Genomic DNA, 16,388 nt, shown 5'->3' on the forward strand with positions numbered 1-16,388 from the left:
GCAAACCGTAGCCAGGGCAATGCGGCCTGAAAACCGCATCCTGAACGGCGATTGACCTTCCACGGCCGGGCGCGATGCCCGGCCGTTGTTTTATGCTGTCGGCTTTCCCGACCATTTTCTGACCGTGACAGTGAGCGCCTCGCAACAATCTCCCGTCGATCTCAGCGACATCGTCTTCACCGACTGGGTCGAACGCTGGCTCCCGAAGTCGTGGCGTCCCTACGCCCGCCTTTGCCGCCTGGACCGGCCCATCGGCACGTGGCTGACGTTGTTGCCGGCCATTGCCGCGCTGGTGCAGTCCGCGGGCGGGCTGCCCAACCTGCAACGGCTGATCGTCTTTTCGCTGGGCGCGCTGCTGATGCGCGGCATCGGCTGCACCGTCAACGACATGTGCGACCGCAACTTCGACAAGCACGTCGAACGCACGCGCTTCCGTCCGCTGACCAGCGGCCAGTTGTCGATGAAGAACGCCGTGTGGTTCCTGGTGGGCCAGTTGCTGGTCTGCGGATCCCTGCTGTTCTTCCTGAACGAGATGAGCCGCTGGCTGGCCCTGGCCGTGCTGCCCTTCGTCTTCATCTACCCGCTGTGCAAGCGCGTCACGTACTGGCCGCAAGTGGTGCTGGGCATCTGCTTTAACTGGGGCATGCTGATGGCCTGGTCCGACACGCAGAACGTGGTGCCCCTGGCCGCCATCGCGATGTGGCTGGGTGCGGTGCTTTGGCAGGTGGGCTACGACAGCATCTACGCCTATGTCGACGTGCGCGATGACCGCAGCCTGGGCCTGCATTCCACCGCCATGCGCTTTGGCGACCAGGGCAAGCTTTGGATAGGCGGGTTCTATATCGCCACCGTCGTGCTGTGGGCCTGGGGTGGCCACGCCATGGGGCTGTCGTGGGCGTATCAGGTGGGGATGGCCGCCGTGGCGGTACATCTGACGTGGCAATTGAAGGTGTTCGACATCCAGCGGCCCGACCGCAACTTCATGCTGTTCCGCGCCAATCTGTGGCTGGGCGCGCTGCTGGTTGCGGCCGCGTTGGCGGGCACGCTGATCCGCTAGGCAAGACGGGGCATGCACGCAGACGCGGCGCAGATCCGGCGTAGTTCCGGCGTAGGTTCGGCGAAAATCCTGGGCATGAGCCGGTCACGATTTGCCGCGCGCGCATTGCCGCCTGGGCCGGATCGCGCCATCATGGCGCTTGTCGAAACGACCTACGGAGACACCGCATGCCCTCTTTCGTGAAATCCCTGGCGACTGCCGCCGCCGCATCCGCCATGTTCGGTGCCGTGTTCGGCACAATGCCCGCGCAAGCCGCCACCGACTGCTCGGCGCAGCGCGGTTGCGCCGCGAAATTCTGCGAAATCGAAAACGACATCGCCGCTGCCCAGGCACAGAACAACACGCGCCGCGAAGCCGGCTTGAAGAAGGCACTGGCCGAAGCCCGTGCCAATTGCACCGACGGCCGCCTGCAGTCGCAGCGCGAAGCCGACGTGCGTGAGAAACAAACCAAGGTGTCCGAACGCGAGCAAGAGTTGAAGGAAGCCCGCGCCAAGGGCAAGCAAGACAAAATCGACAAGGCCCAGCGCAAGCTGGAAGAAGCCCAGTCCGAATACAACGCCGCGCTGGTTGAGTTGAACCGCTAAGCGTTTTGCGCCTTTCTCGCCTTGCAAAGCCCCGGGCCTATCCCGGGGCTTTTGGTTTTGGGGCGTGCGACTGATTTTCCGGGCATGCGCGTTTGTGGGTGGATGAGCGCGGCTGCCTCGACCACCACCTATCGTGTCATCAGACGGAAATATCACCACCCATGGTGCCAACTGGTGGAATTCAAATCGATTAGCACAGAATTTGGAAAGATGTTTTCAGGTAATAAGGGTTTATCCCAGGGTTCTTTGAGCACAGAATGCATCTCATCGGGACACAGCAAGCGAACCCCCGGCAATGACGCCAGCGGTTCGAATCCCAAGCTCACAAGACACCGGAGGTCTGCTATGAAAACCCTTGCTACCGCATTGATGCTGTCCATGTCCGTTCTGGCTGCCGGCGCGCAAGCCGCCGAAGCCGACCAAGGCCCGACCCGCGCACAGGTTCAGGCCGAACTGCAACAAGCCAAGGTTTCGGGCCAATACACGTTCGGCGAAGAAGGCTACCCCGCCCCCATCGCCCAGACGTCCAGCCTGACCTCGCAACAAGTCCAAGCTGAACTCGCCCAAGCCAAGAACGCTGGCGAAGTCACCTTCGGCAACCTGGACTACCCGCCCGTCGCCGCTGCTGAACACGCCACGTCGCTGAGCCGTTCGCAGGTTCAGTCGCAACTGGCCCAAGCCAAGGCGGAAGGCCTGGTCACCTTCGGCAACCTGGACTACCCCCCCATGGGCAGCTGATCCACGGGCCTGAAAAGGCCGTGACAGCCCCATCGAAAGCCCCTCGGCAAACGCCGGGGGGCTTTGTTTTTGACGATTCGACATGCAATTAAGTCATATCGGCGTTAACTTAAACCGTTACGACAGATTTGATTCTACAAATCGACAGCGCTCACGCATAGGATGAGGCCACCCCCATCCCCTTTGATTGCAGGAGCAGCACCATGTCCACCTCAGCCACCCGCCCCATCGTCTTGCTGGGCGCCGGAAAAATCGGTTTCGCTATTGCCCTGATGCTGGAACGCAGCGGCGATTACACCGTTCTGGTTGCCGATCAGGACCCCGCCCGGCTGACGGTTTTGGCCGAACTGGGCTGCGAAACCCGCCAGATCAGTGACGACGCCTCGGTGGCGCGCTGCATCGAAGGCGCCTATGCCGTGGTCAACGCCCTGCCCTTTCATCGCGCCACCGCCGTCGCAGGCCTTTGCGCCCGTGCCGGCGTGCACTACTTTGACCTGACCGAAGACGTCGCCAGCACCCACGCCATTCAGGCGCTGGCGGGCGATGTGCAGAGCGTGTTGATGCCGCAATGCGGCCTGGCTCCCGGCTTTATCGGCATCGTCGGCAACGCGCTGGCACGCCGCTTCGACACCTTGCTAGACCTGCGCATGCGCGTGGGCGCGCTGCCGCGTTACCCCTCCAACAGCTTGCGCTACAACCTGACCTGGAGCACCGAAGGCCTCATCAACGAATACTGCAACCCTTGTGAGGCCATCGTCGATGGGCAATTGACCAGCGTGCCGGCGCTGGAAGGCTATGAAACGTTCGCGCTGGATGGCGTGGAATACGAAGCCTTCAACACCTCGGGCGGCCTGGGCACACTGCCCGCGACGCTGCTGGGCCGTGCCCGCAACGTCGACTACAAATCCGTGCGCTATCCCGGCCACTGCAACATCATGAAGTTGCTGCTCAACGACCTGCGCCTGCGCGATCGCCGCGACCTGCTCAAGGATATTTTCGAGTCCGCCATTCCCACCACCGAGCAGGACGTCATCGTCATCCAGGCCTCGGCATCCGGCCATCGTCACGGCCGCTTGGAAGAAGAGTCCTACCCGATCCGCGTGTTCGGCGCGGACGTGGACGGCCACCGCCTTAGCGCCATCCAGTTGTCCACGGCGGCGGGCATCTGCGCGGCGCTGGATCTGGTGGCGCAAGGCGCCTTGCCGCAAAAGGGATTCGTGGGCCAGGAAGCGATTGATCTGGATGCCTTGCTGAACAACCGCTTCGGCCGTGTGTACGCTGGCAAACCGCTGGCGCTGGCAGGCTGCGCAACGGCCGACCGCTAAAGGCCGCTTTCCATCGCGCGGGCGCACACGCCCGCCCGCGCGGCGTTAGGTCCAACCTTCCAGACGTAGCGTCGCGCGCACCAGCCGCTGTTCTTCCTGTTCGATATCCGACAAGCTTTGACGCACGCTGTCCACATGGTCGGCGGCGGCTTTGCGCGCCTGTTCCGGCTGGCGTCCCGTCACCGCGTTGAACAGGCGCGTGTGCTGCCGGTCGATCTGCCGCTTTTCGGGTTCGCGGTGGTACAGGTTGTTCACGCACGCAAACACCGAACCCAGCAGCAGATCCGTCAGCGATTGCAGCGTGTGCACCAGCACCGGGTTATGCGAGGCCTCGCAGATCGCCAGATGAAAGGCGTGGTCCAGATGGGCGTGGGTGGCCGTATCGGTGGCCGTGCCCTGCGCCGCCACCATGTCGTCATAACGACGGCGGATCATGATGAAATCCGCCTCGGTGCCACGTATGGCGGCAAGCCGCGCGGACTCGGCTTCCAGCAGCGAACGCACTTCCAGCAGGTCGTACAGCGTGCGGGGCTGCGAGTTGAACAGATGCATCAACGGCCCGGCGTCCACCTTTGAAATGTGCGCCACGAACGAGCCCTTGCCTTGCGCGGTGTGGATGATCTCGCGCGCGCGCAACAGCTTCAGCCCTTCGCGCAGCGCCGTGCGCGACACGCCCAGCTTTTCAGTCAAGCGCCGTTCGGACGGCAACGCCTGCCCCGCCTTGAGCACGCCATCCAGGATCAGGCGTTCGATACGTTCGGCGACCTCGTCCGCCACCTGGCGGGGTTTTTCTTCTGTTTCCGCGTACATGCAATCTCCGCACCAGTGGTATGACCAAGCCGAACCAGTGTTTCCGGCGAATTACCATACCCTCGTAAGTGGCTGATATAGAACCACAAAAATCTGGTATCTGTCTTCACCGCCGTAAACAAACTGGTATGACCAGCTGGTTTTGATATGGACATTGGAGCGGGTGCGAACGATGATGTCAAAACAGATTCGCCCGGCGCCCCGGCGCCGGCCAGCCCTACTTACCGTTAGAGACCCGCATGACTCAACGCATCCAGCACCACGGCCTGCAAGTGGCGGCCAATCTCAACCAATTCATCGAACAAGAAGCCTTGCCCGGCACCGGCCTGGATGCCGACGGGTTCTGGCAGGGCTTTGCGGCGCTGGTACACGACTTGGCGCCCAAGAACCGCGCGCTGCTGGCCGAACGCGACCGCCTGCAGGCCGAACTGGACACCTGGCACCGCGCCAACCCCGGCCCCATCGCCGACCCGGCCGCCTACCGCAAGTTTCTGGAGGGCATCGGCTACCTGCTGCCCCAGCCCGCCAGCGTGCAGGCCACCACCGATAACGTCGATACCGAAATCTCGCAGCAGGCCGGCCCGCAACTCGTCGTGCCGATGTCGAACCCCCGCTATGCCTTGAACGCCGCGAATGCGCGTTGGGGCAGCCTGTATGACGCCCTCTACGGCACCGACGCCATTCCCGCCACGCCGGGCGACACCGGCAAGGGCTACAACCCCGAGCGCGGCGCCGCGGTCATTGCACGCGCGCGCAGCTTCCTTGATACCGCCGCCCCGCTGGCCAACGGTTCGCACGCCGACGCGCAAAGCTACACCGTTGAAGGCGACCAACTGCGCGTGGCCTTGGCCAAGGGCGTGGTCACCGGCCTGAAGTTCGGCTCGCAGTTCGCCGGCTACCAAGGCGAGGCGTCCGCCCCCACGGCTATCCTGTTGAAGAACAACGGCCTGCACTTCGAAATCCAGATCGACCGCGCCAACACCATCGGCAGCACCGACGCCGCCGGCGTCAAGGACGTGCTGGTTGAAGCCGCGCTGACCACCATCATGGACTGCGAAGACTCGGTCGCCGCCGTCGATGCCGACGACAAGGTCCATATCTACCGCAATTGGCTCGGCCTGATGAAGGGCGACCTGACCGAAGACGTCACCAAGGGCGGCAAGACCTTCACCCGCAAGCTGAACGCCGACCGCCAGTACACGCGCCCGGACGGCGGCGCGCTGACCTTGCATGGCCGTTCGCTGATGTTCGTGCGCAACGTGGGCCACTTGATGACCAACCCCGCCATCCTCGACCGCGATGGCCAGGAAATCCCGGAAGGCATTCTGGACGCCGTCGTCACCAGCCTGGCCGCGCTGCACGACCGCACCGCCAAGCTGAATTCGCGTACCGGCTCGGTCTACATCGTGAAGCCCAAGATGCATGGCCCCGATGAAGCCGCCTTCGCCAGCGAACTCTTCGACCGCGTGGAAGACCTGATCAAGGTGCCGCGCAACACGTTGAAGATGGGCATCATGGACGAAGAGCGCCGCACCAGCATCAACCTCAAGGCCTGCATTGGCGCGGCGGCCTCGCGCGTTGCCTTCATCAATACGGGCTTTCTGGACCGCACCGGCGACGAAATGCACTCCAGCATGGAAGCCGGCCCGATGCTGCGCAAGGGCGACATGAAGTCCACCGCCTGGATCACGGCCTACGAGCGCAACAACGTGCTGGTCGGGCTGGACACCGGCCTGCGCGGCCGTGCCCAGATCGGCAAGGGCATGTGGGCCATGCCCGACCTGATGGCGGCCATGCTGGAACAGAAAATCGCGCATCCGAAGGCCGGCGCCAATACCGCCTGGGTGCCTTCGCCCACCGCCGCCACGCTGCACGCGCTGCACTATCACCAGATCGACGTGCAAGCGGTGCAGAAGGAACTGGAACGCACCAAGCTGGACAGCGTGCGCGACGACTTGCTGGGTGGGCTGTTGACCGTGCCGGTAGGCGACCCGTCCAAGTGGTCCGCCGCCGACATCCAGCAGGAACTGGACAACAACGTGCAGGGGATCCTGGGTTACGTGGTGCGCTGGATCGACCAGGGCGTGGGTTGCTCCAAAGTGCCCGACATCCACAACGTGGGCCTGATGGAAGACCGCGCCACCCTGCGCATCTCCAGCCAGCACATCGCCAACTGGCTGCGCCACGGCGTGACCAACAAGGACCAGGTCATGGAGACCTTCAAGCGCATGGCCAAGGTGGTGGATGGCCAGAACGCCGGCGACGCGCTCTACCAGCCGATGGCCGGCAACTTCGACACCTCGCTGGCGTTCAAGGCCGCATGCGCCCTGGTGTTTGAAGGCCTGACGCAACCGAACGGCTACACCGAACCCTTGCTGCACAAGTATCGCCTGCAGTTCAAGGCGGCCTGATCGCTGTTCGCGTTACACGCTAAAACGGGCAGCCTGGGCTGCCCGTTTTTTTTTGCCAGCCAAATAAGCCCCATTTAATAAACACATTACTTTCGCACAGTCGTGCTAAATTCTGCCGCATGACTGCCAAAACAGAAAAGAGCGAGCTGACCTTCGCCGCCATCGTGGATGCGTCCCTGGAGATGGCCGCGACCCAAGGCATGGAAAGCTTGTCGCTGGGCCAAGTTGCCAAGCGGCTCGGCATCAGCAAAAGCGGCGTATTTTCGCGCGTGGGTTCGCTGGAAGCCTTGCAGCAGGCCGTGCTGGACGAATATGACCGGCGCTTTGTGGCCGCCGTCTTCACCCCCGCCATGGCGCAACCGCGTGGCCTGCCCCGCTTGAACGCGCTGGTGTCGCTATGGGTGGAGCGCGCCAGCAACGTCGAGCTGTCGACGGGCTGCGTCTATGTGGCCGGCGCCTTTGAGTACGACGACGTGGAATCGCCGCTGCGGGCCGTGCTGGAAGGCAACCTGCGGCGCTGGCGCACGGCCATGGTGCGCACGGTGCGCCAAGCGCTTGAGGCCGGCCATTTGCGGCCCGACACCGACCCGGAACAACTTGTGTTCGAGGTGTACAGCCTGATGATCGGCCTGATGCATGACGCCCGCTTCCTGCGGGACCCGAAAGCCCCCGCGCGCGTGCGCGCTGCCTATGACAGGCTTATCTCGACGTACCGCAGCTTTACGTACCTGGAATAACCCACTCCCCGCCGGCCAATGCCGGCGATTTTCTGGACCAATTTCGCACGATCGTGCGAAATATTCTTTGGATACTGCCATGTGGATGCTGATCGCCGCTCTTGCCCTCGCCGTACTGGCCTACCTTTGGCGGCAATGGCGCGCCCTGCTGCGTGAATTGCCCGACTGCGCGGAACATCTAGTGCTGTTCTAGTGGTCAAGCGTCATCCCGGTCTATATTCCGGAAAAGGCCATCGAAATTCCCTATGCCGCGTTCCGTCCATTTATTGATCGTCGACCCGCAGAACGATTTCTGCGATCTGCCCGAGCCTTACCTGCCCCGGGATCCCATGACCGGACAGGCCAGGCAACCCGCCCTGCCCGTGCCGGGCGCCCACGCCGACATGCAGCGGCTGGCGCGTTTCATCGACGCCACCGCGCCAGTATTAAGCTCGATCACCGTCACGCTGGATTCGCACCATCGCGTGGACATCGCGCATCCAACGTTCTGGCACGCCGGTGAAGGTCAGGCCGTCGAGCCGTTCACGCCGATATCCGCCGCGCAATTGCGTGCCGGCCAGTTTGTGCCTCGCCACGCGGACGACCTGCCACGCACCCTGACCTATCTGGACCAGCTTGAAGCACGGGGCCGATACACGCTGATGGTGTGGCCGGTGCATTGCGAAATCGGCACGTGGGGCCACAACGTGCACCCCGACGTGCGGGCGGCGTACAACCGCTGGGAAGACGCCGGGCAATTCATCGTGCGCAAGGTGCCCAAGGGCACGAACCCATGGACGGAACACTACAGCGCGCTGATGGCCGAAGTGCCGGACCCCGATGACCCGCGCAGCCAACTAAACCGCGGCTTGCTGGATTCGCTGGATCGTTCCGACCTCATCCTGGTCGCGGGCGAAGCGGGCAGCCATTGCGTGCGAGCCACGGTGGAGCATCTGTCCGAACATCTGCCTGGGGGCAATCTGTCGCGCATTGTGCTGCTGACCGACTGCATGAGCCCCGTCCCCGGCTTCGAAGACGCTCAGACAACTTTTCTGCAACGCATGCGCGATCTGGGCGTACAGGAACGCACCAGCATCGACATGGCGCGCGCGCTGCAAAGCTGACATCCGTGGTTGACGTCAGTCCTGCTGCGCTTAGACGCCAGCCGCGGGCTTGGCGGCCTTGTCGCATGCCACGTACAAGGCGCTGATGGCCTCGCACAACGCGGGCGGTTGCTGGAACAGCCGCGAGACCAGCAGGCAGCCTTGCACGGTAGCAAAGACCGCGCGGCCTGCCGCGTCAGCCGAGCCAGAGAATCTCAGCGTGCCCTCAGCGGCGCCTTGAGCCAGCACACGCGCCAGCCACGCTTCGTGAGCACGGAAAAATCCCTGCAATGCGCCGCGAACGCGCTCAGACAAGGTCATGATGTCAGCGGCCAACATGCCGCCCAGACAAAGTTCACCTTCGCCGCAAGCCGCCGATTCCATCATCGACAGGTACGCCTTAAGCTGCGCTTGGGCAGGCTGCGTGGTGTCGATGCCGCGTATGGCACCCAGCGCGCGCGTGCTGTAGGCTTCGACCGCTTCGTACAGCAGGTCGTCCTTGCCTGGAAAATAATAGTGAATGCTGGACGTCTTCACGCCCACATGCTCCGCCAAGTCGCGGTAGCTGAAACCATTGCATCCGCGCGTTCGGATGAGCTTTTCGGCATGCGCCAGCAGCAGGTCTCGGGTTGTGTTGGGGGTCGGAGTGTCCATGGCTGAATATTACCTACTAATAGGTCGGTCCGTCATCGGTGCCCGCCCTAGTGTGTGGACCGAAGCCCGTGCGAACCCCGGCCGGGAAACATCCCGCCCCCCGGGGTTCGCATGTGCCGGCATCGGCTTAGCCTTGCACGGGCGGGTAGTCGAGTTCGCCGGTGTCGGTCAGGCCTTGGGCACGGGCTGCAGCCAGTTCTTGCTTGACCTGAGCGCGGGTCTTGTCGGCACCGACGGCGGCAAAGGCCGTGGCGGATTCGCCTTCTTCACCGAACACCAGTTCGCCATTGGCGCGGGCGTCGGCCAACTCTTGCTGCACTTGGGCACGGGTTACGGTGCTGGCGGTGTTCAGGGGAGGCGGATAGTCCAGTTCGCCAGCTTGGGCGGCGCCGATAAACGAGGCGGACAAAATCAGGGCGGATACGAGGGTCTTCATGGTTGAACTCCAGTAAGGATCAATGCTGCGTAAGGGGGCAAGCGGTTTGAACAATCAGGATGAAACGCTGCTTCGAAAAGCCATCTATGCCTAGATAGATAAGGCTTCAAAAAACTCAGCCTTCCACGGGCGGGTACGCCAGTTCGTTGCTTTCGGTCAGGCCTTGCGCACGGGCGGCGGCCAATTCCTGCTTCACTTGGGCGCGGGTCTTGTCCGAGCCAGCATCAGCAAACGTCGTCGCGGCGTAGCCTTCTTCACCGAACTCCAGTTCGCCATTGGCGCGGGCGGCAGCCAGTTCTTGCTGCACTTGGGCGCGCGTCACGGTGCTGGCGGTGTTCAGGGGAGGCGGGTAGTCCAGTTCACCGGCTTGAGCGGCGCCAATGAACGAAGCGGACAGAATCAGGGCGGATACGAGGGTCTTCATGGTTAATCTCCAGTAAGGATCAGTGCTGCGTATGGGGGCAATCGGTTTGAACAATCAGGATGAAACGTTGCTTCGAAAGCTATCTATGCCTAGATAGATAAGGCTTCAAAAAACTCAGCCTTGCACGGGCGGGTAGGCCAGTTCGTTGCTCTCGGTCAGGCCTTGGGCACGGGCGGCGGCCAATTCCTGCTTCACTTGGGCGCGGGTCTTGTCCGAGCCAGCATCAGCAAACGTCGTCGCGGCGTAGCCTTCTTCACCGAATTCCAGTTCACCGTTGGCGCGGGCGGCAGCCAGTTCTTGCTGCACTTGGGCGCGCGTCACGGTGCTGGCGGTGTTCAGTTCGGGCGGGTAGTCCAGTTCGCCGGCTTGGGCGGCGCCAATGAACGAGGCGGACAGGATCAGGGCGGATACGAGGGTCTTCATGGTCAGTTCTCCAGATGGAATATGCGAAAGATGCTTCGGTTGAGTTTGGGTTACGATCGCCAGCTATCTACTTATAGATAGGTACGGCGATAAATAAAAAGGGCCAATCAAAAAATCGTCCTACTGTATTTCTGGCTTCGGCGGCAGCGGTGTTTCCGGGGTGTGGCCTGTACTGCCTGCTGCGGTTGCTGCTTGTGCTGCGTCGATGGATGAATCTTACCTACTACTAGATAGATAGCGCAAGCGGGTTTTGTGAAACTAAATATTTCATGATGCCGGGGGACCACAACGCGCTAGCGCGTCGCCGCCACCAACACCATCATCGGGCGATCACGCTCTTCATCCAGCGCCGGTTGCGCCGCCAGTTGCTCAGCCGTCGGCGCCCACTCCTGCACGTGCGTGATGGTGAACCCGGCCGCGATCAACTGGTTCAAATACGTGCCCAGCGTGCGGTGCTGCTTGATCACGCCTTTGGCCAACCAGTCCGTGGTGCGCGGCCCCTCCACGGCGTATTGGTTCAGCGGCCAGACCCGGCGCCCGGTGGCATCTTGCACGAAGCCCGGCTGCGCCGGCGCGGTGTAGATGGGGTGCTCGGCAGAGAACACAAAATGCCCTCCTGGCGTCAGCGCGCGATAAATCGCGGCAAACAACTCGGGTAATCGTTCGATGTAATGCAGCGTCAAAGAGCTGTAGGCAAAGTCGTAGGCCGCGGCGGGTAGCGTCAGGTTTTCCAGGTCGGCGCGTTGATAAGTGATTCGGCCGGCGGGCGTCGTGGCGCGTGCGCGGTCCAGCATGTTTTGGGATACGTCCAGGCCCAATACCTGGGCGGCGCCCTGCGCTTCTGCCCACCGGCAGAACCAGCCAAAGCCACAGCCCAGGTCCACCACGCGGCTGCCGGCCAATGCGGGTATCAGCGCCTGCAGTGCTGGCCATTCGGGCGCGCCATCCAGGCCGTGCACGGATCGGGCCATCTGGCTATAGCCTTCGAAAAACTCAGCGGTGTCATAGATGTTTTGCGTCATGGCGCGTCCTTTGTGCAGGGCATTCGTACGCCTGTATTGCGCATTCCGGCTGCGGATGCGTCAGGCTGGATCCGACCTTACCAGGATCGCGGCGACGCGCCGTAGCGCAGTTTGAAGACCTTGCTGAAATGGCTCAAGCTGGAAAAGCCCACCTCGCCCGCCACCTGCGTCACGCTCATGCCGGCCTGCAACAAGTCCGATGCGCGGGCCAGCCGCATATCACTCAGATAGGCATGCACCGAACGGCCCACGCATTCGCGCATCAATTGCTGCAAGCGCTTCTCTGACAGCCCCACCGTGCGCGCCAGAAGCCCCGGCGGCCAGTGTTCCGCGCAGCGATCCCGCAACAGTTGGCACGCGTGACGTATCCGTTGATGTTCGTGCGCCGCGGGGCCGGCCAGCGCGGCAGGCAAGGACAGTAGCTGCACGAATGCCGACAGCATTTCAAGGGTCTTGGCGCGATACCAAAGGCGCCGCGCGTCTGCCGCTGGCGGCGCATCGCTGGAAAGGCTGCCCGCCAAGGCCAGCAAGCCGGCGGGCGCGTCCAGCGACGCCACCAAGGACCCCTGCGCCGGTACGCTGACATCGCGGTGAAAACGCTGCCGCAGCAAGCCGATGGGCATCGTGCCGCCCGCGCGCGTCAGCGCGTCCGGCGTGTAGCGGATATCCACCATTCGCACCCGACGCCTGGCCGGCAGATGCGTGGCCCAGCCCATCACGCGCTCGTGGTTGAACAAAAGCGCCGCGCCGCCCGTCACCTTCAGAGGCTCACCCCCTTCCAGCGCCAACAGGGCATCGCCTTCCAGCCAGACCTGCATGCCGAATACCGGCGCGCCCGGCGCGGGAATCGTCAAGGTTCGTCGTGGGCAGCCATCCAGCACCACCAGGCTGACGCCATCATCAACCCGCAGCACTTTTTCGATGACATCTTCCCAGTCGTCGGTGGCGGGCACGGTCGGCAGCGTGCCGCGCCACCATTCATGCGGCTGGACGGGACCCGTGCAGGGGTCGGGCAGTGACAGAGTAGACAAGGGCGCGGTGGCGCTGGCAGGCATAGGTGGCGGGCGCAAAAAACGGGGCGGCAGCAAAACCGTCAATCGGCGCCGAAGAAACGTCAGACAGAAAAACCGGGATCTGGAATCATGCCGACGCTTAGGAATGATTCTTGTTAATTATAAATTGAACCAGGGGTAACACCGTGTCCTTTTCCAAGAAGCCGCTGCCGTTGGCGCTGTTGGCCGCCATTGCCGCGTCGCCGGCTGTCGTCGCCGCCCAAACCGCGCCGCCTGCCGCAAGCGGCGTGACCACGCTGGCCCCGGTGGTGGTGCAAGGCGCGCGCGACGCGTCGCCCACCTCTGGCGCGGACTTCGTGGCCACGCGCAGCCGCTCGGGCACCAAGTCGGACGCGGAACTCATCAACACGCCCCAGACCATCAACGTCATTACCCGCAATGAAATGGACCAGCGCGGCGTCACCTCGGTCGCCCAGGCCGTGCGCTACACCCCGGGGGTGATTGCGCAATACGGCGACAACGACGTGCGCTATGACTGGCTGACCATACGCGGCTTTACGCCGTCGCGCTATCTGGACGGCCTGCTGCTGCCCTTTGGCGCGCGCGGCTACTCGCAGCCACGTATCGACACCTATGGCCTGGAGCGCATCGAAATCCTGAAAGGCCCGTCGTCAGGCCTGTACGGCCAAAGCGCGCCGGGTGGTCTGGTCAACATGACCAGCAAGCGCCCCACCGCCGAGCCACTTAACGAAGTGGTGTTGCAGGCGGGCAGCTTCAACCGCTTTCAGGGCGCATTCGACTTCTCTGGCCCGGCCGATGAAGAAGGCAAGTTCCTATACCGCTTGACGGGCACGCTGCGCGACAGCGATACGCAGTATCAGCACGTTGACGACGAACGCCAGTTCATCGCCCCCAGCTTTACCTGGCGCCCGTCGTCCGACACCAGCCTGAACCTAAGCGCCCAATATCAGAAGATCACCAGCCATGGCGGCGGCGGCGCCCCCGTGTTGCCCGTCATCGGCACGCTGGAAAAAAGCGACACCGCCGGCTACATCCCGCGCGACCGCTTCGTGGGCGAACCCGGCTACGACATCTTCACCAACGAACAAACCATGGTCGGCTACACGCTAGACCATCGCGTGAACAACACCTGGAGCCTGCGCCAAAGCGCCCGCTACACGAACGTCGACACCAACACGCGGCGCGTGCAGATTGGCGCGATGGTGTCGGACACCCAGGCCATCCGCTACGCCTGGGCCTTTCCCGAAACCTCGCACACCTTTCAGATCGATAACCAGTTGAACGCCAAGTTCAGCAGCGGCCCGATGCGTCATGACCTGACCTTCGGCCTGGACTACCTGCGCGAAAAGTCCCGCTACAACGAGAGCAGCCTGGGCCTGATGCTGCCACCCGCGTCCCCCTTGTTTGACGTGTTCGACCCTGACTACGGCACCTCGGTAACGCGCCCGCCCACCGCCACCAAGATCAACATGACGCGCACGCAGCTAGGCCTGTACGCGCAAGACCAAATTGAACTGGACCGCCTGCGCTTCACGTTCGCCGGCCGCTATGACTGGACCGAAGGCACCACCGACAACGGCACCGTGGGCAGCGGCGGCCAATGGGGCTGGACGTCCCGCAAGGCCGATGCGGACCGCTTCACTGGGCGCGCCGGCGTGACCTATCGCTTCGACAATGGTCTGGCGCCGTACCTGAGCTATTCCACGTCTTTCCAACCCATGACGGGCGTCACGCGCGACGGCTCGGCGCTCAAGCCCACCACGGGCGAACAGTACGAAGCCGGCGTGAAGTTCCAGCCCGATGGCTACGACAGCTTCATCACGCTGTCAGCCTTCCAGATCACGCAGAAGAACGTCAGCACGCCGGATCCCGTCAACACCAGCTTTGTCGTGCAGACCGGCGAAGCGCAGGTGCAGGGCATCGAGCTGGAAGGCAAGGCCAGTTTCGACAACGGGCTGGACCTGACCATGTCGTATGCGTTGAGCGACAGCGAAATCACCAAGACCAACGTCGCCGCGCAACGTGGCAACCAGTTGATCTTCGTGCCGCGCCATCAAGCCGCCTTGTGGGCCGACTACACGCTGCGCGACGGTCCGCTGCAAGGCGTGGGCCTGGGCGCCGGCGTCACGTACCGCGGCGGCTTTTATGGCGACTTGAACAACCGCTACGCCATCCCCGCCGTCACGCTGGTGGACGCGGCCATCCGCTATGACCTGGGCCGCGCCAGCCCCACGCTGGCCGGCGCGCAGGTGGCGCTGAACGTGTCCAACCTGTTCGACAAGCGCTACGTCGCCAACTGCCTGGGCACCGCTGTCAGTTGCTACTGGGGCGCGGAACGCACGGTGATGGCGACGCTGCGGTATCGCTGGTAAATCGGACGTGGATCGCGGGTGATTCGCGGGTGACCCGCTCAGGATGACCCGCTGAGGGTTCGCCGGTGATTCGCCGGCAAACCCCGTGCGGGGCGGCTGCCGCCTACGCCGACAATTGCCGCATGACGGTGATCAGGTCCGACTTGCCTTCAAATCCGATGCCGGGCAGCTCCGGCATCGTGACGTAGCCACCATCCACTTTCACGCCATCGGGAAACCCGCCGAAGGGCTGGAACAGGTCCGGGTAGCTTTCGTTGCCGCCCAGCCCCAAGCCTGCCGCAATGTTCAAGGACATCTGGTGGCCGCCGTGCGGAATGCAACGGCTGGCCGACCAGCCGTGCTGCTTCAGCATGTCCAGCGTGCGCAGATACTCCACCAGCCCGTAGCTCAGCGCGCAATCAAATTGCAGCCAATCACGGTCCGGACGCATGCCGCCATGGCGGATCAGGTTGCGCGCGTCCTGCATCGAAAACAGGTTCTCGCCCGTCGCCATGGGGTTGGCGTAGTAGTTGCGCAGCGTGGCCTGCAATTCGTAATCCAGCGGGTCGCCCGCCTCTTCGTACCAGAACAGGTCGTACTGCGACAGCGCCTTGGCGTACTGGATGGCGGTGTCCAGATCAAAGCGGCCGTTCGCATCCACCGCCAGCTTCTGCCCGTCTTGCAGCACGCTCAAGATGGAATCGATGCGGCGCAAGTCCTCATCCAGCGACGCCCCGCCAATCTTCTTCTTCACGACCGTGTAGCCGCGATCAATGTAGCTACGCATTTCGTCCTTGAGCTTGCCGTGGTCTTGCCCAGGGTAGTAATACCCACCCGCCGCGTAGACGAACACGCGGCGGTCGGCCTGGCCGTTGCCGTAGCGGTCGGCCAGCAACTGGAACAGCGGCTTGCCCTCGATCTTTGCGACCGCATCCCACACCGCCATGTCGATGGTGCCGATCGCCACCGAGCGCTCGCCATGGCCGCCCGGCTTCTCGTTCGTAAACATGGCGTTCCAGATCTTGTGCGGGTCCAGGTTCTTGCCCGTCGCGTCCACCAGCGATTCCGGATCCGCCTCCATGACGCGCGGAATGAAGCGTTCGCGCATCAACTTGCCCTGGCCATATCGGCCATTCGAATTGAAGCCGTAGCCCACCACCGGCTTGCCGTCGCGGATCACGTCGGTGATCACGGCAACCAGGCTCAGCGTCATCTTGCTGAAATCGATATAGGCGTTGCGGATGGGCGAGCTGATGGGCAGCGTCTGTTCGCGGATCTCGACGATTCTCATGGGTGTCTC

16 protein-coding genes are annotated in these 16,388 nt (G+C 63.2%); 8 read left to right on the plus strand and 8 right to left on the minus strand.

Annotation, left to right across the window (positions count from 1 at the left end):
• Positions 1-130 precede the first annotated feature (130 nt).
• The 4 genes from ubiA (at position 131) to M2361_RS18645 (ending at position 3,704) form a co-directional block, all read left to right on the plus strand.
• On the plus strand, positions 131-1,057 hold the full coding sequence (gene ubiA / locus M2361_RS18630; protein ID WP_259251118.1) for a 4-hydroxybenzoate octaprenyltransferase: 927 nt from the start codon (positions 131-133) through the stop codon (positions 1,055-1,057).
• Between the two features lie 167 nt (positions 1,058-1,224).
• Positions 1,225-1,641 carry a DUF1090 domain-containing protein gene (locus M2361_RS18635; protein WP_259251119.1) on the plus strand — a complete coding sequence of 139 codons (417 nt, stop codon included), beginning with the start codon at positions 1,225-1,227 and terminating at the stop codon, positions 1,639-1,641.
• Positions 1,642-1,986: 345 nt separating this feature from the next.
• The gene (locus M2361_RS18640; RefSeq protein WP_100853794.1) at positions 1,987-2,379 is read left to right on the plus strand and encodes a DUF4148 domain-containing protein; all 393 of its coding nucleotides are present in this window, start codon (positions 1,987-1,989) and stop codon (positions 2,377-2,379) included.
• 203 nt (positions 2,380-2,582) lie between these two features.
• Entirely contained in the window at positions 2,583-3,704 is a 1,122-nt protein-coding gene (locus M2361_RS18645; RefSeq protein ID WP_259251123.1) for a saccharopine dehydrogenase family protein, read from the plus strand.
• Positions 3,705-3,749: 45 nt separating this feature from the next.
• Here M2361_RS18645 and glcC read toward each other — a convergent pair whose 3' ends face one another.
• Positions 3,750-4,514, minus strand: coding sequence for a transcriptional regulator GlcC (glcC, locus tag M2361_RS18650; RefSeq protein WP_100853792.1), 765 nt, complete (start codon positions 4,512-4,514; stop codon positions 3,750-3,752).
• Between the two features lie 239 nt (positions 4,515-4,753).
• Here glcC and M2361_RS18655 point away from each other — a divergent pair, with 239 nt between their 5' ends.
• The 3 genes from M2361_RS18655 to M2361_RS18665 all read left to right on the plus strand — a co-directional run bounded on the left by M2361_RS18655 (position 4,754) and on the right by M2361_RS18665 (position 8,765).
• Positions 4,754-6,925, plus strand: coding sequence for a malate synthase G (locus M2361_RS18655; protein WP_259251124.1), 2,172 nt, complete (start codon positions 4,754-4,756; stop codon positions 6,923-6,925).
• Between the two features lie 119 nt (positions 6,926-7,044).
• On the plus strand, positions 7,045-7,662 hold the full coding sequence (locus M2361_RS18660) for a TetR/AcrR family transcriptional regulator (RefSeq protein WP_259251125.1): 618 nt from the start codon (positions 7,045-7,047) through the stop codon (positions 7,660-7,662).
• 245 nt (positions 7,663-7,907) lie between these two features.
• On the plus strand, positions 7,908-8,765 hold the full coding sequence (locus M2361_RS18665; RefSeq protein ID WP_259251126.1) for a cysteine hydrolase: 858 nt from the start codon (positions 7,908-7,910) through the stop codon (positions 8,763-8,765).
• A gap of 30 nt (positions 8,766-8,795) precedes the next feature.
• On the opposite strand, the gene M2361_RS18670 is transcribed toward M2361_RS18665, so the two are convergent.
• From M2361_RS18670 to M2361_RS18695, 6 genes are all read right to left on the minus strand, one after another.
• On the minus strand, positions 8,796-9,398 hold the full coding sequence (locus M2361_RS18670) for a TetR/AcrR family transcriptional regulator (RefSeq protein ID WP_259251127.1): 603 nt from the start codon (positions 9,396-9,398) through the stop codon (positions 8,796-8,798).
• Positions 9,399-9,525: 127 nt separating this feature from the next.
• The gene (locus tag M2361_RS18675) at positions 9,526-9,834 is read right to left on the minus strand and encodes a DUF4148 domain-containing protein (protein WP_230693728.1); all 309 of its coding nucleotides are present in this window, start codon (positions 9,832-9,834) and stop codon (positions 9,526-9,528) included.
• Between the two features lie 115 nt (positions 9,835-9,949).
• Positions 9,950-10,258 (minus strand): DUF4148 domain-containing protein, encoded by a 309-nt coding sequence (locus tag M2361_RS18680; protein ID WP_259251129.1) that lies wholly within the window; start codon positions 10,256-10,258, stop codon positions 9,950-9,952.
• A gap of 114 nt (positions 10,259-10,372) precedes the next feature.
• Positions 10,373-10,681 (minus strand): DUF4148 domain-containing protein, encoded by a 309-nt coding sequence (locus M2361_RS18685; RefSeq protein WP_050448319.1) that lies wholly within the window; start codon positions 10,679-10,681, stop codon positions 10,373-10,375.
• Between the two features lie 293 nt (positions 10,682-10,974).
• Positions 10,975-11,703 (minus strand): bifunctional 2-polyprenyl-6-hydroxyphenol methylase/3-demethylubiquinol 3-O-methyltransferase UbiG, encoded by a 729-nt coding sequence (locus M2361_RS18690; protein WP_259251132.1) that lies wholly within the window; start codon positions 11,701-11,703, stop codon positions 10,975-10,977.
• Between the two features lie 77 nt (positions 11,704-11,780).
• The gene (locus M2361_RS18695; RefSeq protein ID WP_259251133.1) at positions 11,781-12,734 is read right to left on the minus strand and encodes an AraC family transcriptional regulator; all 954 of its coding nucleotides are present in this window, start codon (positions 12,732-12,734) and stop codon (positions 11,781-11,783) included.
• Positions 12,735-12,901: 167 nt separating this feature from the next.
• Here M2361_RS18695 and M2361_RS18700 point away from each other — a divergent pair, with 167 nt between their 5' ends.
• Positions 12,902-15,109 (plus strand): TonB-dependent siderophore receptor, encoded by a 2,208-nt coding sequence (locus M2361_RS18700; RefSeq protein ID WP_259251134.1) that lies wholly within the window; start codon positions 12,902-12,904, stop codon positions 15,107-15,109.
• A 103-nt stretch (positions 15,110-15,212) separates the two neighbouring features.
• On the opposite strand, the gene M2361_RS18705 is transcribed toward M2361_RS18700, so the two are convergent.
• Positions 15,213-16,379 (minus strand): mandelate racemase/muconate lactonizing enzyme family protein, encoded by a 1,167-nt coding sequence (locus tag M2361_RS18705; RefSeq protein WP_050448316.1) that lies wholly within the window; start codon positions 16,377-16,379, stop codon positions 15,213-15,215.
• Between the last annotated feature and the right edge of the window lie 9 nt (positions 16,380-16,388).

The organism is Achromobacter sp. JUb104, assembly GCF_024806975.1.
Classification (GTDB): Bacteria; Pseudomonadota; Gammaproteobacteria; order Burkholderiales; family Burkholderiaceae_B; genus Achromobacter; species Achromobacter spanius.